Origin of the sequence: Pseudomonas sp. MYb193, assembly GCF_002966775.1 — a bacterium.
In the GTDB taxonomy this organism is placed as follows: domain Bacteria; phylum Pseudomonadota; class Gammaproteobacteria; order Pseudomonadales; family Pseudomonadaceae; genus Aquipseudomonas; species Aquipseudomonas paracarnis.
Map to the genome: position 1 here is coordinate 1,666,758 of NZ_CP023269.1, position 22,480 is coordinate 1,689,237.

Here is a 22,480-nt window from a genome sequence, read left to right on the forward strand (position 1 = left end):
TATGCTGGGCATGCAGCTTATGAATGATCTGCGCCGCGTCGACCTTAACCTGCTCGTGATCCTCGACGCCTTGCTCAGCGAGCAACACGTCACCCGCGCCGCCGAGCGCCTGCACCTGAGCCAGCCGGCGGTCAGCCATGCGTTGGCGCGGCTGCGCGATATGCTGGGCGACCCGCTGCTGATGCGTCAGGGCGGCACACTGGTGCCAACCGCCCGCGCCCTGGAATTGGCGGGGCCACTGACCGAAGCTCTGGCCCAGGTGCAGGCCTTACTGGCGCCGAATCGTTTTGATCCCGCCTCGGCCAAGCGCCGCTTTCGCGTGGCGATGTCGGACTACAGCGCGGCGATATTCCTGCCCGGCCTGGTTCGCGTCCTACGCCATGAAGCGTCCGGTATCGACTTGCAGATCATCCAGGCCAGCCGCGAAGGCATGGTTGAGGGTGTGCTCAATGGCGATCTCGATCTGGCTGCGGGCGTATTCCCCGACATGCCCGCCGAACTGCGGACTACGCCGCTGTTCGAAGAGCATTACACCTGCCTGGTCGACCCCACCAGCCTTGCGCCCAACGGAGTGCTGGACCTGCCGACATACCTGTCACGCCCCCATGTGCTGCTGGAGATGCGCGGCAGCGGCACGCCAGAAATAGAACGGGCGCTGACGGCCATTCGTGAACGCCGCCATGTAGCTATAAGCCTGCCGCACTGGGGTGTGGCGCCGCAGTTGATCCAGGGTACGGACCTGATTCTGACGGTGTCGTCCCGGGGTTTGATGAATATTGACGCTCGGCAATTGCTGGCCGTGCCACCGCCGTTTCATATTCCGTCGTTTGCCTTTGAGCTGGCCTGGCATACGCGGCGGGGTGGGGATGTGGGGTTACAGTGGTTGATTGGCAGGGTGGTGGGTGTATTGTCCGCAGACCCACGACAACGCGAGAACACCTAGATGCTCAGCGGTTTCAACCACCTGACCCTGGCCGTCACCGATGTGCCGCGCAGCGTCAGTTTCTATCAAGACCTGCTGCGCCTGCAGCTCGACGCAACCTGGGACAACGGTGCCTACCTCTCACTGCCTGGGCTTTGGCTGTGCCTGTCGCTGGACCCGTTGCGCTCGACTGCTCCGGCGGTGGATTACACCCACTATGCCCTTACTGTCGATGCTGCTGATTTCACTGCCTTGGTCGAACGCCTGCGCGCCGCCGGCATACAGGAGTGGCGAGACAACCGCAGTGAAGGCGCATCGTTTTATTTTCTCGATCCCGATGGTCATAAGCTGGAGCTCCATGTCGGCGATCTGGCCTCGCGGCTGCAAGCCTGTCGCGCCCGGCCCTATGCTGGAATGAAGTTTTACCCACCGCGCTGAAACATGCAGAATCGTTCACCTTCAAGCGTCTGTCGGAGCGTCTACCATGACCCCATCCTTGCTGTTCGCCGTACTGGCTTCGGGTTTTATCTACGGCATTACCCCTGGCCCCGGTGTCCTGGCCGTATTCGGCATCGGTGCGGCCCGTGGCCGGCGTGCCGGGGCAGGATTCTTGTGCGGTCATTTGCTCGGCGATGTGGTGTGGTGCAGTACGGCGCTGATTGCCATCGTCGGTGCGCGGGAAGTCGGCAGCAGTGCGTTTGACGTACTCGGTGTACTCAGTGGAATGTATTTGTTCTGGCTCGGCTGGCGTGCGATCCGTACCCAACGCCGCAACAGCGACGCTCCTCAGGGCGCGGCGCGCCATCCGTTCTGGCACGGTATTCTGTTTGGCTTGACCAACCCCAAGGCCTACCCGGTTGCCGTGGCGACGTTCACCGCGTTGCTGTCCAGCCGGGCCGAGTTGTTGACTTGGTCGATGCTGCCGACCTTGATTCTGCTGAGCTTTATCGGTGGTTTGCTGGCCTACGCGATCCTGATCGGCGTGGTGGGTGCCCAACGGGTGCGCACGCTGTATCAACGCCATGAAATCCTGATCACCAAGCTCTGCGGCGTGATGTTTATCGGCTTCGCCCTCAATGCCCTGGCGCACGCATTGCCGGGCCTGTTCGGCAGCAAAGCGGCCTGAGGCGACGACGACCGTTCGTCGCACAGGTAAGTTTTTTCTAAACCTTTACCGCCGTGAAAATTCGAATTCAGGGCGGGTTGTATGCTCCCGCGCCTATTTTTGCCCTGGAGGAACCCATCATGAGCCGCATGGCTATCCGGTTACGCACCGCCAGTTTCGCGATGCTGCTGGGCCTCGGCGCCAGCAATGCTTTCGCCCAGTCGCCTGCAGAATTCATCGAGCAGGCTTCGGCCAAAGGCATGGCCGATATCGAAACCAGTCGCATGGCCCACGCCAAGACCTCGTCCCAGGAAATCAAGGACTACACCATTGAGGTCATCAACGAGCGCACGCTGGCCAACCAGCACTTGGCGGCGATCGCCAAGAAGCTTGATTTGCCAGTGGCCCCACGGGAGAAGATAGTTGATAAGGCCGAAACCCTGATGCCTGAACTCAAGGACGGCGATTCCTTTGACGCGGCCTATACCGCGCAGCAGGTCAAGGAGAACGAAGACGCCATTGCCCTGTTCCAGAAAGAAGGTGCGGCGTCGGATGTGCCAGAGATAAAGGCACTGGTGGGTGAGACGCTGCCCAAGCTCGAAGAGCGCTTGCAAAAAGCCCGGGCCCTGGCGTCGACCTACGGTAAGGGCCATCAAGGCGACGGTTGAGGCCGCTGCCCGATCTGAAAAACGGCGGTGGGAGGGGACTCCCACCGCCGTTTTTATGCAGGGTTTTAGACGGGGTATGGGTCAATGCCGTCTATAACGCCAGTTCCGTCTGACCTGTGCCTTCAAGTGCGAGCAAATACTGCTTGGCTGCCAGCCCGCCTGCGAATCCGGTCAGTCCGCCGGAGGCACCGATCACCCGGTGACATGGCGCAATGATTGAAATGGGGTTGCGCCCATTCGCGGCGCCGACGGCGCGCACGGCTTTGGGGTTGCCGATCTGCTGTGCGATCTGGCTATAGCTGCGGGTTTCGCCGAAGGGAATGGTCAGCAGTGCTTGCCAGACTTGCTTCTGGAAGTCAGTGCCGGTGAAGTCCAGTTCCAGTTCGAAGTGGTTACGCTTTCCGGCGAAGTATTCCTGCAATTGACGCTCGGTTTCCAAGAGCACTGGGCTGTCGTCGGCTTCGATCAATTCACCCAGGCGCACGCGATTGGCACGTTCTACTTCCCAGAGGATGGCGTTGAGTTTGCCATCCCGCGCCACCAGGGTGAGTTCACCGACAGGGGAAGGCATGAGCTTGTACTGGTAGTCCATGAGCAGTTTCCTTGAAGGGCGTTGATGGGGACGACGCCACTGTAGTTCCACCAAGGGGGTTGGGAACTACGTTTCTTGCGGTCAAATTCTTGCCCAACTAGACATTCCAGTAAACCCAGCTGGAATAATGGGGGTACCCGTAGAGCCAGGCGATAATGTAAAGGGCCTTGAGTACTGACGCTGTACTTAACATGACCATACAAATGACGTTGAGCAGGGTGACAAACAAAGCGAACACAGCCACGCGTGGCGTTGCGTGACGCCAGGCAAACCTCACGCCATACGCTGAGGCGGCAATCACTCCTAACTCCAGCAATAATCCGAGGGGCAAGGGCAGCCGTACAAACGAGACCAGCAGCGGCAAAACCAACACCCAGCCGGCTACTTGGCACAGGATGATTTTGGGTGTGGCTTTTCTGGTGTCCAGCATTGCCATGTTTCCGAACTCTGGGCCGATGAGCCTACATTATCGTGAGGTGTTGCCGGTCTTCCTGTAAGACTTTGCTTAGGCGTACCTATCGCTCCTGTTGTAATACCTTTCGCGCTGCGAATGCCAGAAACCCCGAGCAGCTTTTTCCTGGGGATGATTCAACACGTATTCAACGATGCGATTCAACAGATAGCCGAGCAGCAGATGAGTGCTGGAGACTAAATTTTAGGCATAAAAAAACCGCTCACCAAGGACCGGTTTTTTGTGCAGCCTCCGCCAGAAACCCCCTGACGCAAGTGCAAATCTGAGTGGAGCGGGTAGAGGGAATCGAACCCTCAACTAAAGCTTGGGAAGCTTTCGTTTTGCCACTAAACTATACCCGCTCAGAGCGGCTGACTTTGTACCAGATGTTCAGCTGGATTTGAAGTTTTTCTTTGAAAAATGTGAGAGTTGCGTGTGGCGACACAGCTTGCTCGCCACAGTGTCGGGCCTGATTTCAAAGCGTCCATGCATGCTGCGCCTGGCCCTGGCTATACCGTAACGGGCTTGCGGGCCGCTGCCCTTTCAAGAAGCCCACCACGGCGTCACGGCTGTCGCGGCACGCGGCTTTATGTTCCATGTCCAGGAAGTGTCCCGTTGCCTGAATGGTGCTGAAGCTGCTCTTGGCCACATGCTGGCCAAACAGTTTGGCGTCGTCTGCACTGGTGTATTCGTCCCACTCGCCGTTCAAGAACAACACTGGAATATCGATCTGCCTGGCTGCCTTGAGGTAGCACTGCCGGTCGCTGTTGAGTACGTGGCTGATGTGAAAGTGCATCTGCCCGTATTCGTGTGCGGCCAGGTTGCTGACATGGCGGTAGTTGAAGCGTTTGAACAGCGAAGGCAGGTGCTTGCCGATGGTGCTGTTGACCAGATGGCCGACGCGGTCGCGGTCGAGGTTGCCCAGGTAGTCGACGCCACGTTCGAGGTAGTCACGCATGGGCGCATTGATCACCGGTGAGAATGAGCTGATCACGGCTTTTTCTACCCGATGGGGTCGCTGTGCGAGGGCAACCAACGTGGCGGCCCCGCCCCAGGAGAAGGACAATACGTGTTCAGCGGCGAAGTGGTCGAGCAGTTCAAGGAGGATCTGGCCTTCGACTTCCTTGGTAAGCATCTGCTCATGACGGTTATGGATTTTGGAACGGCCAGCGTAGGGCTGGTCGTACAACACCACATTGAATTGCGGGTACAGGCTTTTCACGGTTTGAGCGAAGGACGCTGTGGTCGCCATTGAGCCGTTGACCAGGACGATGGTCTTTGCCGCCGCGTCCGCGCGATAGAACTCCGTGTACACCCGATACTGACCCTGTATATCCAGCACAGCGATTTCTGGCCTCATGTCGTAAGACTCCTGGCAAGCGGGTAGTGCGCGCAGATCACTCTGCACGAGCTTTATGACAGGTAGGCATACGCCTGGAAAATGAGGGCCCATGTCGGTCCGATGACGGCTGGCCGGCGGGTGTTGTTATGGCGGGCGGTTTGCCGGAAGGCCCGTGGATCAGGCGCGGGCGAGGCAAGGTGTTTCTTGGAGGTTATAGGCGACTCATCAGTCATTATCTGGCTGAAGCCCTGATTCAAGCAGTACGGAACGCATGTCGCAAGGCGAGCGGCTGGTTTTTTGCCATCATCGGCTGAACGGTCGTCAGACTTTTAGGATCTCTTCGTCAGTCAGTGGTCGATACTGACCCGGCGCAAGCGACGCATCGAGCATTAAGGGGCCCATTCGCTCGCGGTGCAGGCCGATCACCTTGTTATCAAAATGACCGAACATGCGTTTGACCTGGTGATATCGGCCTTCGATGATGCTCAACCGCGCTGTCCTGGGACCCAGCAGTTCAAGTTCGGCAGGTTGGGTGGTGAGGTCTTCGAAAGCGAAATACACGCCCGCCGCGAACGTCACCGCGTACTGCGGGCCGATGTCCTGTTCGGTTTGCACGTGGTACACCTTGGGCAACTTGGTCTGCGGTTGCGTGAGGCGCCGCGACCATTGGCCGTCGTTGGTGATCAGCATAAGGCCGGTGGTGTTGAAATCCAGGCGCCCGGCGATATGCAGTTCGGCTTTGTCCGGTTCGTCCAGCAGGTCAAGGACCGTGGAGTGTTGCGGGTCCGACGTGGCGCTGACGCAACCCTCGGGTTTGTGCAGCATGAAATAGCGCGCCGGCTTGCCCGCTTGCAGGATTTCACCATCAACGCAGACCTGGCTGAATTCACGTACGTCATGGTGAGGATCGCTGACCGCAACCCCTTCAACGGTCACCCGGCGTTCCACCAGCAACAGGCGCACTTGCTTGCGATTGAACTGTGGCAGGTTGCTGAGGAAACGATCAACGCGCATTGCGGTTCCGCAACTGTTCGTCCACCTGGGCGCAGCGTGGGCACAGGCAGGCTTTATTCCGCAACTCATCCGGCAGGGCTTCAAGCACCGCCGGGTCGATTCTGACGCTGTAGCACCAGCAGGCTTGATCGGCAGTGCGCGGATCGGCCAGGGAGCAGTCGTTGCGGGCACCACAGGCGGGGCAAAGAGTCGGCGAGGTCATGGGTTGGTTCAGAAGGAAATCGGGTAGGGCACGTTAGTTGTTGCACGATACAGCGCGGCTGCGCGGCATTCCATCCTCATGGCGTTTTGGCGGGCTTTCACTTCGTCTGAAACAGATGTTTCCACTTGTGTCGCGAACGCACCAGATTCGGTTTTTGATGTCAGATGTTTCGTCATTCAGTGAAAGCTGAATGCCGCTCGCCAGCGTCGCTGGAGGAGCTCTTCCGCGGTCCAGGAGGCCGCCATGTATCGACGACTGCTGCTCATCGCTTTGCTCGGCCTGACCCTTTCAGCCTGCGTGCCCTATTACGATGGAGGCGCTACCTACTATCGCTCCGAGGTCTACACCGCACCGGCGCCAGCCTATTATTACGGCGGCCCGCGTTATTACCCTTCCGGGCGCAGCTATTACGCGCCAGCGCCTCGTTACTATGCGCCACAGCCTCGTTACTATTCGGCGCCGCGCTACTACCAACCAGCCCCGCGCTATTACCCGCGGGCCGGCTACAGGCCCTCCCCAAACCATGGGTGGGGCGACCGCTGGGGGAATGGCGGGCGTGGACGTGGTTCCGACCACGGAGGTGGCCGCGGCGGTCACCGTTAAATATCTTGAAAAACAAGCGGCGCATCATGCGCCGTTTTTTATGGGTACCGTACGTCTGTACTGTCAGATTTAACAGCTATCTTTGAGGTGCTAGCTGTACTTCACTAGCGCAAAGCCTGTGCTTTTGCGTGGTGAGACTGAGCAGATGGAATCCCTATGTTCAAACAATTGATTTGCGTGCTGCTGCTGTTGAGCTACGTCATTGCGCCGGCAAAAGCGGAGCAGGGCTGTCCTTATACGACGCAGATCGCGTACGCCGACGGCCATTATCGCGCCAAGGACAATGGCCTGCACTGGCAAAGCCCGAAGGTTGCGTCTCGTGGTGTTATTGACGGATTCATTGGTGCAGTCTTTATGCCGGGCGAGGGCGAGGAGAGAGGAAACGGCTACATGGACAAGTGCATCTACCGCACCAGTTGGAACGGGGTGGTAGCGTTGAGGCCAAGCAGCGGCAATGAGGTTATCAACATGTCGTTGACCAGCACCTTGTATTGGAGGCTGCAGCCCGATGCGTTCGAGTTGCCGGTGTATACGTGCGAGGACAGCCAGCCGGACAATTGCGCTTTCAAGGTCAACGAAAAGCGTACAGACCTGTCAGTAATCAGATAAATCTGCCAGAGGATTCCTACCTTCCCAGGCTTTGTCAAAGTGCGCCTGCACCACCGTTTCCGGGAGTGTGTTGATATCCGGCCAGTGCCAACGAGGCGCCTGGTCTTTGTCGATCAGGCGCGCCCGAACCCCTTCGGCGAATTCCGGATGACGGCAGCAGTTGAGGCTCAGGGTGTATTCCAGCTCGAACACCTGGGCCAATGAGAGGTGACGGGCACGCTGGAGCTGTTCCCACACCAGATGCGCCGTCAGTGGGCAGCCCTCACTGAGGGTTTTGCCGGCCCGGCTCAATAGCGGGTCGCTGTGGTCGCGCAGCAGGCTCAAGGCGCGCCAGGCACACCGCACATCTCCTACATCCAGCCATTCGTCGATCTGTGCGCGGCGCGGTAGCCATTGCGCTTCGGGTTGATCGCTGATTGCCTCCTGCGCCAGGGCCTTGAGCAAGCTGTTGAGTTGCATCGCGCTCTGTTCCTGCCAGTTCAACTGCAGCAGGCCATCGAGCAGATCGTCTTGCTGGTCATCACGCAGGAAACGGTCGGCCAGGCCCAAGTCCAGCGCGTCGCGACCGTTGATATGGGCGCCGGTGAGGCCCAGGAACAGGCCGAGCTTGCCCGGCAAGCGGGACAAGAACCAACTGGCCCCCACATCCGGGTACAAGCCAATGCTGATCTCGGGCATGGCCAAACGACTGCTTGGCGTAACGATACGCACGGCGGCGCTTTGCAACAGGCCCATGCCACCGCCCAATACATAACCGTGGCCCCAGCAGATCAACGGCTTCGGGTAGGTGTGCAGGCGGTAGTCAAGACGATATTCGGCGGCAAAAAACTGCGCGGCCAGGGTCGGAACTTCGCCCGGCTGTTCACGGCAAGCCTGAGCCAGACTGCGCACTTCGCCACCGGCGCAAAAAGCTTTGGGGCCGTTGCCGCGCAGCAGCACGCAGACGATCTGCGGGTCTTTGGCCCAGGCCTCCATGCGCTCATCCAGGGCCAGAATCATCGGCAGGGAGAGGGCGTTAAGGGACTTTGGCGCGTCCAGGCTGGCGATACCGATGCGAGCGCCGCCACTGCCGGTCAGTTCTTCGAAATGCAGGTTCATCGTGACCTCAATCGAGAAGGTGAAGGATGAGTATGATCCCTTCGTGGGAAAGTGCCGGTGCTGTGTCAGATCAATTGACAAGCGGGGTCGGCTTTCCTAGGGTTCGCCTCATTCTTTTTTACAAGACAATTCAACTATGACCGATGGCGACCGTATCAAACTCGAACCCAGCTGGAAACACGCCCTGCGGGAGGAGTTCGAGAAGCCCTACATGGCGCAATTGCGCGAGTTTCTGCGCCAGGAACATGCTGCTGGCAAAGAGATCTACCCCCCCGGCCCATTGATTTTCAACGCGCTCAACTCAACGCCGCTGGACAAGGTCAAGGTCGTGATCCTCGGACAAGACCCCTACCACGGCCCTGGCCAGGCCCATGGCCTGTGCTTCTCGGTACAACCGGGCGTGCCGGCGCCGCCGTCGCTGGTCAATATCTATAAAGAGCTCAAGCGCGACCTGAACATCGACATCCCCAACCACGGCTACCTGCAAAGCTGGGCCGACCAAGGCGTGCTGATGCTCAACACCACCATGACCGTGGAGCGCGCCAACGCCAACGCCCATGCGGGCAAGGGCTGGCAGTTCTTTACCGATCGGATTATCGAGGTAGTCAGCGAGCATCAGCCGCACCTGGTGTTCCTGCTGTGGGGCGCCCATGCTCAAAGCAAGCAGAAGCTCATCGACGCCACCAAGCATCTGGTGCTGACCTCGGTGCATCCGTCGCCGTTGTCGGCGTATCGCGGGTTTCTGGGCTGCGGGCATTTCAGCCGGGCCAACAAGTTTCTCGAGCAGAATGGCGAGGCCCCCATTGAGTGGCGTTTGCCACCGGTGTGAGGCCTGGCACATTCAACATGTGGGAGGTTTTAGAGGGGGGCTGGCTGACGGTTCCAGTGCCGAAACAAAGGCTCGGCCAAAAACAGCACGAACAACAAGCGCATCACCTGCATCGCCGTCACCAAGGGCACCGACAGCTGCAGGGTTTCAGCTGTCAGGCTCATCTCAGCGATACCGCCTGGCATCATGCCCAGGGTCAGTGATCGCAGGTCGAGGTGAGTGAGGGCGCTCAAGCCCACCGCCGCTAACGTCGCCAGCAGCATGGTCAACGCCGTGCCAATCAAGGTGCGGCCCATGAACGATGGCGCGCGACGGAAGAACTGCCGATTGAAGTGGCAGCCCAAACCGCTGCCGATCAACCATTGGCCGATCTGACTGCCGCCGTCTGGCAGGCCGATGTGTAAATCCCAGGTCACACTGGCGATCGCACTCACCAGCAATGGCCCGAACAGCCAAGGGTTGGGTTGGCGCAAGCGTTGCCAGCCCCAGGCAACCAGCGCACCCACCGGAAACAGCACGGCCAGCCACGCCCAGTCCACGGGCGCCGGATGGAACTGCGGCGCGCCGCCTCCGAGCAAATATTTGAAGATCGCTGGCACACACAGCACCACCACCAGCACACGCAGGCTTTGCCCGGCCGCAACCCGGCTGAGCACCGCGCCATTGCGGGCGCCAAGGTTGACCATCTCCCCGGAGCCGCCCGGCATGCTGGAGAAAAACGCCGTGGCGCGGTCTTCACCGCTGCGGCGCATCAACCATACGCCCACCACGCTCGACAAACTGGTGACCAATGCGCCGAAGAAGATCAGGCCGAAGTGGCTCATCACCTGCTCGATCACCACCGGGGTGAAGTGCAGGCCAATGCCGATGCCCACCACCCATTGGCCGCATTTGCGCCCGCCGGGAATCTCTGCCAATTGCCAGGGCGTCAGGCAGCGCACCAGGATGATCGCCAGCAACGAGCCGACCATATACGGCAACGGCCAGCCGACCAGGCTGGCCAGGTAACCGCCGGCCAGGCCGACCAGCGGTGTTCCCCACCAATGTTTAAAGGTGACCTCAGACATCGGCCAGGGCACGACGCTGTTGCACGCGTTTACGCCAGATACGCAGCAGCGGTACAAGCAGCATGATTGCGGTCAGCACCCAGACGCCAAAGGTGATCGGGCTCGACCACAGGATTTCCAGCGCACCGTTGGAGATCGACAGCGCACGGCGCAGGTTCTGCTCCATCAGGCCTCCGAGGATAAAGCCCAGCAGCAGCGGCGACAGCGGGAAGTCGAGCTTGCGCAGGATGTAGCCGAAGATGCCGATGGCGATCATCAGGAACAGATCGAAGGTGGTGGCATGCACGGCGTACACGCCAATCGCGGTAATGATGGCGATCACCGGCACCAGCGCCCAGTTCGGCACGGCGAGGATACGGGTGAAGATGCGGATCATCGGGATGTTGAGCACCACCAGCATGATGTTGGCAATGAACAACGAGGCGATCAGGCCCCAGACAATGTCCGGTTGCTGTTGGAACAGCAATGGGCCGGGGGTGATGTTGTACAGCGACAGCGCGCCGATCATCACCGCCGTGGTGCCCGAGCCAGGAACGCCGAGGGTCAGCATGGGTACCATAGCGCCGCAGACCGACGCGCCGATTGCGGTTTCAGGAGCTGCCAGGCCGCGCATGTCGCCCTGACCGAATTTGCCGCTGGCGCCTGCGATGCGTTTCTCGGTCATGTAGGCAACGGCCGAGGCCATGGTCGCACCAGCGCCCGGCAACACGCCGATGATAAAGCCCGACACGCCGCAACGAAGATTCACGGTGAGCACCGACAGGGCTTCCTTGACGTTGAACATCATGCGCCCTGTGGCTTTCACCGCTTCCTGGCCACGGTGGGTTTTTTCCAGCAGCAGGAGAATCTCGCTGATGGAGAACAGGCCGAGCACCAGGACCACGAACTGGATACCGTCGGTCAGGTGAATATTGTCGCCGGTGAAGCGGTACACACCGCTGTTGGCGTCGATGCCCACGCAAGAGAGGAACAAGCCGATCAGCGCCGCAACAAAAGTCTTCAGCGGTTTGTCACCGGCCATGCCGCCCAGGCAGACAATCGCAAACACCATCAACACGAAGTATTCCGCCGGGCCGAACGCAATTGCCCACTTGGCCAGCAGCGGGGCGAACAGCACCATGCCGCAGGTGGCGATAAACGCGCCGATGAACGAACTCCAGGCCGACAACGACAGTGCCACGCCGGCCAGGCCTTTGCGGGCCATCGGGTAGCCGTCGAGGGTGGTCATCACGGTGGAGGCTTCGCCTGGGATGTTCAGCAGAATCGAACTGATGCGGCCACCGTATTCGCAGCCCAGGTACACGGCTGCCAGCAGGATCAGCGCCGACTCGGGCGGCAAGCCCAGGGCGAAGGCGATGGGAATCAGCAGTGCCACGCCGTTGATCGGGCCCAGGCCCGGCAACAGGCCGACCACGGTGCCGATCAGGGTGCCGCACAACGCGGTCACCAGGTTATAGGGGCTCAGCGCAATGCCGAAACCCTGGCCCAAATAGCCAAAAGTATCCATATCAGTTCTCCAGAACGTCGAGCAGGCCGAGGGGCAACGGTACGTCCATGGTTTTATCGAACAGCAGATAAAGCCCGACGCTCATCAAGGTGATGATCACCACGCTGGGCCACCAGCGGCCGCCATACAGCCGTGCCATCGGAATACCGATCAGCATGCTGCTGAGAATGAAACCCAAGGATTCGAATGTGCCGGCAAACACCAGCAGCAGGGCCACACAGATGCCGATCTTGATCAACGTGGGTTGATCCAGCGCGGGTTCATCGTCGGTGTGTTTGGTCGCCTGCGGGCGAATCATCATGTAGATAAGCGCCAGACCCATCAGCCCGAGCAACAGCAGGGGGAAGGCTCTTGGCCCTACGGGTTCGTAGGAAAAAGCCGCCTGATACGGCCAAGCCATCAGTGCCAGGCCGATACAGGCCAGCAATAGCACGGCAGCGAAAATGCGTTGTAAGAGCATAGAAAACTCCAAGGCCCCTCTTGTAGGAACGAGCTTGCTCGCGAAAAACTTCAACGATAACGCGTGCTCTCTGGACGCACGTGGATGTCCTTGGGTTCTTCGCGAGCACGCTCGCTCCTGCAGGGGCATTACACAAAAGAGGGGCGATTACTGGATCAGGCCGAACTCTTTGGCCAGCACTTTGTAGTCAGCCACCTGTTTCTTCACGTAGGTGTCCAGCTCCTGGCCCGTCATTGCGAACGGGAACAGCTCGCGCTGGTCACGCAGCTTGGCGAACTCTTCGGAAGCCAGCAGTTTGTCGAAGGCGTCTTTCCACCAGGCGTAGTCGGCATCGCTGACCTTTGGCCCCAGGTAGAAGCCACGCACCACCGGCCAGACGATGTCGTAGCCTTGCTCTTTGGCGGTCGGGATATCCTTCATTTCCGGCTCATCCAGGCGTTGCTCGGAGAACACCGCCAGCAGGCGCATATCGCCGCTCTGGATATGCGGCATGGAGTCGGAGATGTCGGTACTGCCCACCTGGATATGCCCCCCCAGCAGAGCCGTAGCGATTTCACCGCCACCCTCAAGGGCGACGTAACGCAGTTCGCGCGGGTTGATCCCGGCGGCCTTGGCGATCAGCGCGGTTTGCATCCAGTCCTGGCTGCCGACGGTGCCGCCAGAGCCGATCACCACGCTGCCTGGGTCTTTCTTCAGGGCTTTGACCAGGTCATCGAGGGTCTTGTAGGGCGAGTCGCTTTTCACCGCGATGGCGCCATAGCTGGTGCCCACTGCCGCCAACCAGCGCACGGCGCTTTCATCAAAACGGCCGAACTTGCCCTGGGCCAGGTTCAGCAGCGAACCGCTCGACCATGCGACCAACGTGCCCGCATCCGCAGGGCGCTGGGCGACGACCGCGTTGTAGGCTACCGCGCCCACGCCGCCTGGCATGTAGGTCACACGCATCGGCTTGGTCAGCAGCTTTTGGTTCACCAGCGCGCTTTGCGCCAGTTTGCAAGTCAGGTCAAAACCGCCGCCTGGGGAGGCCGGGGCGATGCATTCCGGCCGCTTGGGTTCGTCGGCGGCCAGCAGTTGGCCGGCGAACAGCATGCAGCCAGCGGCGAGGGCAAATTTACGCAGTGAAAGGGTCATGGTGATCTCCATCGTTTTTGTTATGAGGGGGTTACTACCAAAGTGCGACGCTGTAGCTGACCAGCAAGCGCATTTCATCTGCGTCACGGGCCGAATAGTTGGAACGATAGGTGGCGTTACGCAGGCGCACGGCCACATCTTTGAACGTGCCGCTTTGCACCACGTACTTGATCTCGCTGTTGCGTTCCCACTCCTTGCCGGTCTCGCCGTTCTTGAGCTTGATGTTGTCACCCGAGAGGTAACGGCTCATGAAACTCAAGCCCGGAATGCCAAGCTTGGCAAAGTCGTAGTCGTAGCGTGCCTGCCAGGAGCGTTCTTCGGCGCCGGCAAAATCGTTGATCTGCACGAAGTTGACCAGGTACGGGTCGCTGCCATCCACATACGGGAAGGCGCTGTCGCCGGACATGTGCTGGTAGCCGGCGCTGAGCTTATGGCCATTGAGGGCATAGCTGAACAGGCCGTTGAGGGACGTGTTGTCGATATTGCCGCCGCGGGCCGAGCCGGTGTCATCGCTGATCGCCAGGCGCAGGTCGGCGCCGAAGGTGCCAGGGCCCATCGGGCGGGATGCGACCATGCCGAGGAAGTGCTGGCGGTAAACGTCGTCGAGTTGGGCGAAGTGGTAGCTGCCGGTGATCTTGTCGGCGAACTTGTAGTCGACGCCACCGAAGTTGAAGTGCTTGCCGGTGGCACCGCTGAGGAAGCGGCTGTTCTTGTTATTGAGCGCGATGTCTTCGTAGTTGGTGTCGTCGCGGTCCTTGGCTTTGTCCAGGCGACCACCAGTGAACACCAGGTTCTTGAATTCCTTGGAGGTGATCAAGCCACCGTTGAAGGTCTGCGGCAGGATGCGCCCGTCGTTGGGCTTGAGGATGGGCAGTTCGGGGATCAGCGAGCCGATCTTCAGCTCGGTGGCGGAGATTTTCACTTTGCCGGTCAGGCCCAGCTTGGAGTACTCGTTGGCGGCGCGGCCGTCATCGTGGGTCGGCAGCAGGCCGGTGCCGGTGCGGTCGGGGCTGGAGTCGAGCTTGACGCCGAGCATGCCCAGCGCATCCACACCAAAGCCGACGGTGCCGTCGGTGTAGCCCGATTGCACGTTGAGCATGAAGCCCTGGGCCCATTCGTCGCGCTTGGATTGCTGGGCACTGGTACCGTCGCGAAAGTCGCGGTTGAAGTACATGTTGCGGGTTTCCAGGGTCGCGCTACTGTCTTCGAAGAAGGCAGCCTGGCTGAGCGGCGAAAAGCCGGCAAGGGCAGCGGCACTGGCGAGGGCGGTGTGGGTCAGGCGGGAAGAACGAACAGGCGGGCAAGCCTGTGGCTGGGTCGACAGCATCGTGGTGTACTCCGTTATTGTTCTTATTCTGGCGAAAACGCTTCGAGGCGTTTTTCGGGCGCTACGGGTCAGGCAACTCGGCGGGCATAGACCACCGTGGTTGGATGCTAAAGGGCGAAGCTTTCACTAACCTTTCAATCGCCTTTCAATGTTTTCGGGCTTCACAGGCCAGGTTGCGGCTGTAAACTGCCGGGCAAAGCGTGGCGTCGACCACCCCTGAACGAGGTAGAAATCCATGCGTGTCCTCCTGGTTGAAGACCATTTGCAGCTCGCTGAAAGCGTGGCCCAAGCGCTCAAGAGCATGGGTTTGACCGTTGATGTGTTGCATGACGGCGTGGCGGCGGACCTGGCCTTGAGCAGCGAGGAATACGCCGCGGTGATCCTGGACGTAGGGTTGCCGCGCCTGGATGGTTTCGAGGTGCTCGCACGTTTGCGGGCGCGTGGAAAAAACCTGCCGGTGCTGATGCTGACTGCTCGCAGTGATGTAAAAGACCGCGTGCACGGCCTGAACCTGGGCGCCGATGACTACCTGGCCAAACCGTTTGAACTCACGGAACTCGAAGCCCGGGTCAAGGCACTGTTGCGGCGTAGCGTGCTGGGCGGCGAGCGCCAGCAGACCTGCGGTGTGCTGGTGTACGACCTCGACACCCGGCGCTTCACGGTCGCAGGCGAACTGATGACCTTGACCTCCCGAGAACAAGCGGTGCTCGAAGCCTTGATCGCCCGGCCGGGGCGCGTGATGAGCAAGGAACAATTGGCGTCCCAGGTATTCGGCCTGGACGAGGAGGCCAGCCCCGACGCCATCGAAATCTACGTGCATCGCCTGCGCAAGAAGCTCGATGGCCAACCCATCGCCATCGTCACCTTCCGCGGCCTTGGCTATTTGCTGGAAGCCCGTGATGCATAAGCCCAGCAGCCTGCGCTGGCGCTTGCTGTGCAACCTTGCGTTATTGCTGGTGTTGTTGATGCTCGCCAGCGGCATGAGCGCTTATTGGAACGGTCGCGAAGCCGCCGACACCGCTTATGACCGCACGCTGCTGGCCTCGGCACGCACCATTGCCGCCGGCTTGACCCAGGTGGACGGCACCCTCAGCGCCAATGTGCCCTATGTGGCCCTGGACACCTTTGCCTACGACAGTGCCGGGCGCATTTATTACCAGGTCAATGATATTGATCAGAAACTGATTTCCGGTTACGAAAACCTGCCTGGCCCGCCGCCGGGCACGCCCCGCACCGACGATTATCCAGCCTTGGCGCGGTTCTACAACGCCATGTACCTGGGCCAGCAGGTGCGCGTGGTGAGCCTGCTCAAGGCCGTCTCGGAGCCGAACATGAATGGCATGGCCGAAGTTCGTGTCGCGGAGACCGACGAAGCCCGGGTGGCCATGGCCCGCAGCCTGATGGCCGATACACTGCTGCGTCTGGGCATGCTCGCCATCGGTGCGTTATTGCTGGTGTGGTTCGCGGTGAGCGCCGCACTGCGCCCGCTGGAGCGCCTGCGTACGGCGGTGGAAGAGCGCCAGCCTGATGACCTGCGGCCTCTGCCATTAGTGGAAGTTCAGGATGAGTTCGGCCCACTGGTGCGCTCTCTCAACCATTTCACCGAACGTCTGCGCGGGCAGTTCGAGCGCCAGGCGCAGTTTATTGCCGACGCTGCCCACGAGCTGCGCACCCCCCTGGCGGCGCTCAAGGCCCGGCTGGAACTGGGCCTGCGTGCCGAAGAACCGGCCACCTGGCGCAGCACCCTGGAAACGGCCGCCCAGGGTACCGACCGCCTGACGCACCTGGCGAATCAATTGTTGTCCCTGGCCCGCATCGAAAACGGTGCCCGCGCCATTGCCGAAGGCGGTGCGCAACTGCTCGATTTAAGCCAATTGGCCCGTGAGCTCGGTATGGCCATGGCGCCGCTGGCCCACGCGCGGGGCGTGGCCCTGGCGCTGGAGGCCGACGAGCCGGTATGGCTGCGCGGCGAACCAACGCTGTTGAATGAGCTGCTCAGCAACCTGGTGGATAACGCCTTGGCCCATACCCCGCCCGGCGGCAATGTGATTTTGCGAGTGACGGCTCCGGCGGTGCTGGAAGTCGAGGATGACGGCCCTGGCATCCCACTGGATGAGCGGGACCGGGTGTTCGAACGCTTTTATCGACGCAGCCAACAGGGCATGGGGTCGGGCTTGGGGCTGGCGATTGTCGGGGAGATTTGCCGTGCGCACCTGGCGCAGATCAGCCTGCATGATGGCGAACTGGCGGGGCTTAAGGTGCGCGTGAGTTTTATCGCGGGTTGATCAGTAAAACATCGAGCGCGCTTCGTCCAGTTCGCTGCGCAGGGCGTCGCTGTGCAGGTCTATGCGCAACTTCATGAGGGCCGGCAAGGCGGTAATCGGCACGGTTCCCAGGGGGTGTTCGGTGCCGCGGTGGCAGTACAGCGCGGCGACCTGCACCAGGTCGACGTAGTCCAGGCTTGCAGAGTCGCGTGTCAGGTCCAGGTATTGGCCCGGCACATTCACCAGCATCTCGGGGAAGTCCCAGACCCGCAGCAGCTTGTCCCCCAGCACCGGGTGGATGCTGTCGATGACGTGGTTGAGGCTGACGGGGTCGGCCAGCAGCTCATAGTGATCCTCGGCATACGTGAGGATCGGCAGCACGCCTATCTGATGCACCAGGCCACCCAGGGCCGCCTGGTCTGGCTTGAGCTGGCTGTGGCGACGGCACAAGGCGTAGCTCACGCCCGCCACTTCCAGGCTGCGGCGCCACACGTCGCGCATTTTCTGTTCGACCACCTCGGAGCGGGCGTGAAAGATCTGCTCCATCACCAGGCCGATTGCCAGGTTGCTGCTGTAGTTGGTACCGAGCCGGGTGATGGCGGTGTGCAGGTCGGTGACTTCCTGGCTGGCCCGTAGCAACGGGCTGTTGACCACTTTGATCAGGCGCGCCGACAGGGCCGTGTCACGACTGATCACTTTGCTCAGGTGGCTGATGCTGATGTCCGGGTCTTCGGCGGCCTGGCGAATTTTCAGGGCCACCTCCGGCAATGTCGGCAGAACCAGGTCATCGTTGTCGATGGCCGTTACCAACGCTTGTTGGACTTTTTCCGCCAGCTTGTTCATTCATGCTCTCTAGGGTGCTGCAAAAAGTACGGCGATTAACGCTGGATCTCGCGATCACGGTCCAGTTGGTAGGGCAGGTCAAGCAGGTGCAAGCCCGGGCCCTCCAGGGTTCCCAAGCGCACGTCGCCACTGTCGGCAGCTTCGGCTTGCAGCACGGCGAGAAGTTCAATCGACTGGTCAGCTTTTGCTGCGATGACCACTTCGCCGATCGCGCTGTTATGGCTCGGGGAAAATAACGGAGTGCCTGGCTCAGGAAGTTCGTCGGCCTCCAGGCTCAGGCGATACAGGCGCCGCTTGAGTTTGCCCAGGTACTGCATGCGCGCGACGATTTCCTGGCCGGTGTAGCAGCCTTTCTTGAAGCTGACGCCGCCCACAGCCTGCAGGTTGAGCATCTGCGGAATGAACAGCTCGCGCGTCTGGGGCATCACTTGGCCGATACCGGCACGGATCTGGCCAAGCAGCCAGGCATTCAATTCAGCTTGTTGCAACTGCGCGGCCAATTGGCTGCGCAAGGCGTCGGCGTGTTCGGCAGGTACCCAGAGTTCGGCACGGCCCGGGGAAACGCGGACGGCAATCAATGCCTCGTTGCGTGCCACGCTGTCGGTCTCGACCGGCAGTTCCAGGCCTAGATCGGTCAAGGCCGCGTCTGCGTTCACCAGGCCGAAGCGCGCCCAGGCAGCGCTTTCGTCGGTGAGCTTGGATTTGGAGAACACCGCGTACTTTTTCAGATCCGCCAACTGCGGCTCAAGCAACTCGGTGGCCATGGCCAGGAGTACGCCATCACCCTGCAGCAGGATGCGGAAGCTCGACTGCATCCGGCCTTTTTGCGTGCAGCGCGCGCCCAGGCTGGCCTGGGTATCACTCAGGTAATTGAGGTTGCAGGTCAGTTGGCCCTGCAGGAACTTGGCAGCATCAGAGCCGCGGACGGCGAGAACGCCTTCGTGGGACAGGGAGCAGAAAAAAGCGGAGTCAGCCATGGGTCATCGCAGGTCAAAAAGTCATGGGTGCATCATAGAGGGGCGTCCGGCAAATGCATAGTTTCCATATAGGGCGACCAAAGCCGACTGTTCCAGTGTCGTCGGGGCTGTATACTTGCGCTCTATTTTAGGAGGGCTCCATGGTCGAAGATGTAGAAATCAATCGCCTCTACTGGCACAGCCGTCGCGGCATGCTGGAGCTGGATGTGTTGCTGGTGCCTTTCACCAAAGAGGTATACGCGACGCTCAATCAGGTGGACCGCGACCTCTACGTCAGGTTGCTCGAGTGCGAAGACCAGGACATGTTTGGCTGGTTCATGGAGCGTGCCGAATCCGAAGACCCGGAGCTGCAGCGCATGGTTCGGATGATCCTGGATCGTGTCCAGCCCAAGTAATCGTTTCGAATGCCGCTGGCAGGCCTCACGGCTGTTGCTGGCGGCCTATGTCCTTGCCCAGCTGGTCGCGCTGAGCAGCCTGCTGGCTCTCGACCTGCCTTATTCAAGCCTTGGCATCCTGCTATGCCTGGCTCATTGTGCCTGGGTATTGCCGCGGCAAATCCTGCTCACTCACCGTTCGTCGATTCGTGGCCTGCGCCGTGACGACGATGGCTGGCAGTTATGGAGCGCCGCGCGCGGGTGGCACCCTGTGCAACTGCGGCCCGACAGCCTGGCGTTGCCGCTGATCGTGGTGTTGCGTTACCGGGTGCAGGGTGAGTGGCGGGTGCGGTCAATCTGCGTGCCAAAGGATGCGCAGGCGGCCGATGTGCACCGGCGCCTGCGGGTACGCCTGAAGTTCAGCCGCCGTAGGTGGTTGGCACCAGGATAGTGTCCCGGGCTTCGGGCAGCATCTGTGGGTAGTCAAGGGTGTAATGCAGGCCGCGGCTTTCCTTTCGCTCCATGGCCGACCGGATCATCAGCTCGGCCACTTGGGCCAGGTTGCGCAACTCGATCAGGTCGCGGCTGACCTTATAATTGCTGTAGAACTCGTCGATCTCATCCAGCAGCAAGCGCACCCGATGTTGCGCCCGCTGCAGGCGTTTGTTGGTGCGCACGATGCCCACATAGTCCCACATGAAGCGCCGCAGCTCGTCCCAGTTGTGGGCGATGATCACATCCTCGTCCGAATCGGTGACCTGGCTCGCGTCCCAGCGGGGCAGGGCGGCCGGTACCGGGATGCGCGGCAGTTGCTCAAGAATGTCCGCTGCCGCCGAGCGCGCATACACGAAGCATTCAAGCAATGAATTGCTGGCCATGCGGTTGGCGCCGTGCAGGCCTGTGAAGCTGGTTTCGCCGATGGCATACAGGCCCGGCACGTCGGTGCGGCCATGCTGATCGACCATCACGCCACCGCAGGTGTAGTGCGCGGCCGGTACCACGGGGATCGGGCCTTTGGTGATGTCGATATTGAAGGTCAGGCAGCGTTCGTAGACGGTCGGGAAGTGGGTCTTGATGAAGGCTTCGGGCTTGTGGCTGATGTCCAGGTACACGCAGTCGATACCAAGGCGCTTCATTTCGTGGTCGATGGCGCGGGCGACGATATCGCGTGGTGCCAGCTCGGCGCGTGGGTCGAAGCGCTGCATGAAGCGTTCGCCATTGGGCAGCTTCAAATGTGCGCCTTCGCCGCGCAGGGCTTCGGTGATCAGGAAGCTCTTGGCCTGCGGGTGGTACAGGCACGTGGGGTGGAATTGGTTGAACTCCAGGTTGGCGACCCGGCAGCCCGAGCGCCAGGCCATCGCAATGCCGTCGCCGCAGGCACCGTCGGGGTTGCTGGTATAGAGGTAGACCTTGGCGGCGCCGCCCGAGGCGAGAATGGTGAAGCGTGCGCCGTAGGTATCGACTTCACCGCTGGTGCGGTTGAGTACGTAGGCGCCCAGGCAGCGTTCGCCCGGCAGGCCCAGGCGTTTTTCGGTGATCAGGTCGACGGCGACGCGCTGCTCCAGCAATTGGATATTTGGACGTTGGCGGGCCTGGTCGAGCAGGGTCTTGAAAATCGCGGCCCCGGTGGCATCGGCGGCGTGAATGATTCGGCGATGGCTGTGGCCGCCTTCGCGGGTCAGGTGGAACTCAAAGCCACCGTCGTCGCTGCCGGCATGTTCATCGCGGGTGAAAGGCACACCTTGGTCGATCAACCATTGGATGGCTTCCCGGCTGTGCTCGACGGTGAAGCGCACGGCGTCTTCGTTGCACAGGCCACCGCCGGCGTTAAGGGTGTCTTCGACGTGGGATTGCACGGTGTCTGTGTCGTCCAGCACCGCAGCAACGCCGCCCTGGGCCCAGAAGGTCGAGCCGTTGGCCAGGTCGCCTTTGCTCAAAACCGCTATACGCAAATGGCTGGGCAGGGTCAGGGCCAGGCTCAAGCCGGCGGCGCCGCTGCCGATTACGAGGACATCGTGTTGAAACTGTTGGCTCATTTGACGGATTCCGCAAAAAGCGATCCAAAGGGGGGCGCAAACAGTACGCCTGGATCGGCGAATCAAAGGGTCACACGGGCCACTAGTATATAGAGGGGTGGAGCGGCACAATAGCCACGCCTTCGTGGCATTGTGAGATTATGCTGCGCAGCTTTGGGAAACGGCCGGTTGGCGGGACGGGAACTTTTTGCATAAGCCCCGACTCAATAGCAGGTTGCCCGAAAGCTGGGAAAACGTTGAGTTTATTGGCCCGTCGGGAGCATTGGACGCGTCACGAAACCGGCGACAAGATTATTCGCGCAGCCGGCACCGACCGTGCTGCGTTTTTCGTGTGTGCCAAATCAGTGCATGCCGGAAACTTGCTTGAAGGGGGAGAACTTTTGCGAAAAGCCCGAGTCTATGTTTGCAAGCCTGATCGTTTAGTTATGCAAGCCTCCTTCAAGTACAACGAGGAGTGTTCATGCTAACCCAGGAAGAGGATCAGCAGCTGGTCGAGCGCGTACAGCGCGGTGATAAGCGAGCATTTGATCTGCTAGTGCTGAAATACCAGCACAAAATTCTCGGGTTGATCGTGCGGTTTGTGCACGACACCCATGAAGCGCAGGACGTTGCGCAGGAAGCCTTTATCAAGGCTTACCGTGCACTTGGAAATTTCCGCGGTGACAGTGCGTTTTACACGTGGCTATACCGCATCGCCATCAACACGGCGAAAAACTATCTGGTGTCACGCGGTCGCCGCCCACCAGACAGTGATGTCAGTTCAGAAGATGCTGAATTCTACGATGGTGATCACGGCCTCAAAGATCTCGAGTCGCCGGAGCGTGCATTGCTGCGCGACGAGATCGAAGGCACCGTCCATCGCACTATTCAGCAACTGCCAGAAGATTTGCGTACGGCGTTAACTTTACGTGAATTCGATGGTCTGAGTTACGAAGACATTGCGAGCGTCATGCAATGTCCGGTGGGGACTGTGAGGTCGCGGATTTTCCGGGCCCGGGAAGCCATCGACAAAGCCTTGCAACCGTTGTTGCAGGAAAACTAAAGACAGCGGCGACAGCC

General features: G+C 60.4%; 26 protein-coding genes, 1 tRNA gene and 1 pseudogene. 12 read left to right on the top strand and 16 right to left on the bottom strand.

What is annotated here, in order from left to right; translation table 11 throughout:
• Position 1 precedes the first annotated feature (1 nt).
• The 4 genes from CLM72_RS07780 (at position 2) to CLM72_RS07795 (ending at position 2,695) form a co-directional block, all read left to right on the top strand.
• Positions 2-943, top strand: a complete 942-nt coding sequence (locus tag CLM72_RS07780; RefSeq protein ID WP_105226093.1) for a LysR family transcriptional regulator — start codon at positions 2-4, stop codon at positions 941-943.
• A complete protein-coding gene (fos, locus tag CLM72_RS07785) occupies positions 944-1,360 on the top strand; it encodes a fosfomycin resistance glutathione transferase (protein ID WP_105226094.1) in 417 nt (138 codons plus the stop codon).
• 46 nt (positions 1,361-1,406) lie between these two features.
• A complete protein-coding gene (locus CLM72_RS07790) occupies positions 1,407-2,048 on the top strand; it encodes a LysE family translocator (protein ID WP_105226095.1) in 642 nt (213 codons plus the stop codon).
• A 119-nt stretch (positions 2,049-2,167) separates the two neighbouring features.
• Positions 2,168-2,695 (top strand): DUF4142 domain-containing protein, encoded by a 528-nt coding sequence (locus CLM72_RS07795; protein WP_105226096.1) that lies wholly within the window; start codon positions 2,168-2,170, stop codon positions 2,693-2,695.
• 91 nt (positions 2,696-2,786) lie between these two features.
• Here CLM72_RS07795 and CLM72_RS07800 read toward each other — a convergent pair whose 3' ends face one another.
• From CLM72_RS07800 to CLM72_RS07825, 7 genes and pseudogenes are all read right to left on the bottom strand, one after another.
• On the bottom strand, positions 2,787-3,287 hold the full coding sequence (locus CLM72_RS07800; protein ID WP_105226097.1) for a methylated-DNA--[protein]-cysteine S-methyltransferase: 501 nt from the start codon (positions 3,285-3,287) through the stop codon (positions 2,787-2,789).
• Between the two features lie 97 nt (positions 3,288-3,384).
• Positions 3,385-3,717 carry a hypothetical protein gene (locus CLM72_RS07805; protein ID WP_105229099.1) on the bottom strand — a complete coding sequence of 111 codons (333 nt, stop codon included), beginning with the start codon at positions 3,715-3,717 and terminating at the stop codon, positions 3,385-3,387.
• 85 nt (positions 3,718-3,802) lie between these two features.
• Positions 3,803-3,918: pseudogene (locus CLM72_RS28705) on the bottom strand (type II toxin-antitoxin system HicB family antitoxin); the annotation flags it as partial.
• A gap of 108 nt (positions 3,919-4,026) precedes the next feature.
• Positions 4,027-4,100, bottom strand: a tRNA-Gly gene (locus tag CLM72_RS07810).
• A 113-nt stretch (positions 4,101-4,213) separates the two neighbouring features.
• Positions 4,214-5,098, bottom strand: a complete 885-nt coding sequence (locus tag CLM72_RS07815; protein ID WP_105226098.1) for an alpha/beta fold hydrolase — start codon at positions 5,096-5,098, stop codon at positions 4,214-4,216.
• Between the two features lie 303 nt (positions 5,099-5,401).
• The gene (locus tag CLM72_RS07820; protein WP_105226099.1) at positions 5,402-6,094 is read right to left on the bottom strand and encodes a pseudouridine synthase; all 693 of its coding nucleotides are present in this window, start codon (positions 6,092-6,094) and stop codon (positions 5,402-5,404) included.
• A complete protein-coding gene (locus CLM72_RS07825) occupies positions 6,084-6,296 on the bottom strand; it encodes a cysteine-rich CWC family protein (RefSeq protein WP_105226100.1) in 213 nt (70 codons plus the stop codon). Before CLM72_RS07825 ends, CLM72_RS07820 begins: the two co-directional genes overlap by 11 nt.
• A 243-nt stretch (positions 6,297-6,539) precedes the next feature.
• Here CLM72_RS07825 and CLM72_RS07830 point away from each other — a divergent pair, with 243 nt between their 5' ends.
• Complete coding sequence (locus CLM72_RS07830) at positions 6,540-6,899, top strand: hypothetical protein (protein ID WP_105226101.1); 360 nt, start codon at positions 6,540-6,542, stop codon at positions 6,897-6,899.
• Positions 6,900-7,055: 156 nt separating this feature from the next.
• Positions 7,056-7,508, top strand: coding sequence for a DUF3757 domain-containing protein (locus tag CLM72_RS07835; RefSeq protein WP_105226102.1), 453 nt, complete (start codon positions 7,056-7,058; stop codon positions 7,506-7,508).
• Here CLM72_RS07835 and CLM72_RS07840 read toward each other — a convergent pair.
• On the bottom strand, positions 7,494-8,606 hold the full coding sequence (locus CLM72_RS07840) for an enoyl-CoA hydratase/isomerase family protein (protein WP_105226103.1): 1,113 nt from the start codon (positions 8,604-8,606) through the stop codon (positions 7,494-7,496). The genes CLM72_RS07835 and CLM72_RS07840 overlap by 15 nt on opposite strands.
• Positions 8,607-8,742: 136 nt before the next feature.
• On the opposite strand from CLM72_RS07840, the gene ung reads away from it, so the two are divergent.
• A complete protein-coding gene (gene ung, locus CLM72_RS07845; protein ID WP_020301023.1) occupies positions 8,743-9,435 on the top strand; it encodes a uracil-DNA glycosylase in 693 nt (230 codons plus the stop codon).
• Positions 9,436-9,464: 29 nt separating this feature from the next.
• Here the strand turns inward: ung and CLM72_RS07850 are convergent, their stop codons facing one another.
• The 5 genes from CLM72_RS07850 to CLM72_RS07870 all read right to left on the bottom strand — a co-directional run bounded on the left by CLM72_RS07850 (position 9,465) and on the right by CLM72_RS07870 (position 14,927).
• Complete coding sequence (locus CLM72_RS07850; RefSeq protein WP_057975659.1) at positions 9,465-10,502, bottom strand: AbrB family transcriptional regulator; 1,038 nt, start codon at positions 10,500-10,502, stop codon at positions 9,465-9,467.
• Complete coding sequence (locus CLM72_RS07855; RefSeq protein WP_047710295.1) at positions 10,495-12,009, bottom strand: tripartite tricarboxylate transporter permease; 1,515 nt, start codon at positions 12,007-12,009, stop codon at positions 10,495-10,497. The genes CLM72_RS07850 and CLM72_RS07855 overlap by 8 nt, the downstream gene beginning before the upstream one ends.
• A 1-nt stretch (position 12,010) precedes the next feature.
• Positions 12,011-12,469, bottom strand: a complete 459-nt coding sequence (locus tag CLM72_RS07860; RefSeq protein ID WP_056790511.1) for a tripartite tricarboxylate transporter TctB family protein — start codon at positions 12,467-12,469, stop codon at positions 12,011-12,013.
• Between the two features lie 147 nt (positions 12,470-12,616).
• Complete coding sequence (locus tag CLM72_RS07865) at positions 12,617-13,606, bottom strand: tripartite tricarboxylate transporter substrate binding protein (protein ID WP_161793218.1); 990 nt, start codon at positions 13,604-13,606, stop codon at positions 12,617-12,619.
• Positions 13,607-13,634: 28 nt separating this feature from the next.
• A complete protein-coding gene (locus CLM72_RS07870; protein ID WP_105226104.1) occupies positions 13,635-14,927 on the bottom strand; it encodes an OprD family porin in 1,293 nt (430 codons plus the stop codon).
• Between the two features lie 235 nt (positions 14,928-15,162).
• Here CLM72_RS07870 and CLM72_RS07875 point away from each other — a divergent pair, with 235 nt between their 5' ends.
• Positions 15,163-15,834 (top strand): response regulator, encoded by a 672-nt coding sequence (locus tag CLM72_RS07875; protein WP_014717358.1) that lies wholly within the window; start codon positions 15,163-15,165, stop codon positions 15,832-15,834.
• Positions 15,827-17,212, top strand: a complete 1,386-nt coding sequence (locus CLM72_RS07880) for a sensor histidine kinase (protein WP_105226105.1) — start codon at positions 15,827-15,829, stop codon at positions 17,210-17,212. The genes CLM72_RS07875 and CLM72_RS07880 overlap by 8 nt, the downstream gene beginning before the upstream one ends.
• On the opposite strand, the gene CLM72_RS07885 is transcribed toward CLM72_RS07880, so the two are convergent.
• Entirely contained in the window at positions 17,213-18,034 is an 822-nt protein-coding gene (locus CLM72_RS07885) for an HDOD domain-containing protein (protein WP_105226106.1), read from the bottom strand.
• Positions 18,035-18,069: 35 nt separating this feature from the next.
• Positions 18,070-19,011 carry a folate-binding protein YgfZ gene (locus CLM72_RS07890; protein ID WP_105226107.1) on the bottom strand — a complete coding sequence of 314 codons (942 nt, stop codon included), beginning with the start codon at positions 19,009-19,011 and terminating at the stop codon, positions 18,070-18,072.
• A 140-nt stretch (positions 19,012-19,151) separates the two neighbouring features.
• Between CLM72_RS07890 and CLM72_RS07895 the strand changes: the two genes are divergently transcribed.
• On the top strand, positions 19,152-19,406 hold the full coding sequence (locus CLM72_RS07895) for a succinate dehydrogenase assembly factor 2 (protein ID WP_003189444.1): 255 nt from the start codon (positions 19,152-19,154) through the stop codon (positions 19,404-19,406).
• Positions 19,390-19,836 (top strand): protein YgfX, encoded by a 447-nt coding sequence (locus tag CLM72_RS07900; RefSeq protein WP_105226108.1) that lies wholly within the window; start codon positions 19,390-19,392, stop codon positions 19,834-19,836. The genes CLM72_RS07895 and CLM72_RS07900 overlap by 17 nt, the downstream gene beginning before the upstream one ends.
• Here the strand turns inward: CLM72_RS07900 and nadB are convergent.
• Positions 19,805-21,421: an L-aspartate oxidase gene (nadB, locus tag CLM72_RS07905; RefSeq protein WP_054897610.1), complete on the bottom strand. Its 1,617-nt coding sequence runs from the start codon at positions 21,419-21,421 to the stop codon at positions 19,805-19,807. The genes CLM72_RS07900 and nadB overlap by 32 nt on opposite strands.
• Before the next feature lie 460 nt (positions 21,422-21,881).
• Here nadB and rpoE point away from each other — a divergent pair, with 460 nt between their 5' ends.
• Positions 21,882-22,463: an RNA polymerase sigma factor RpoE gene (gene rpoE / locus CLM72_RS07910; RefSeq protein ID WP_003172477.1), complete on the top strand. Its 582-nt coding sequence runs from the start codon at positions 21,882-21,884 to the stop codon at positions 22,461-22,463.
• The last annotated feature ends 17 nt before the right edge of the window (positions 22,464-22,480 follow it).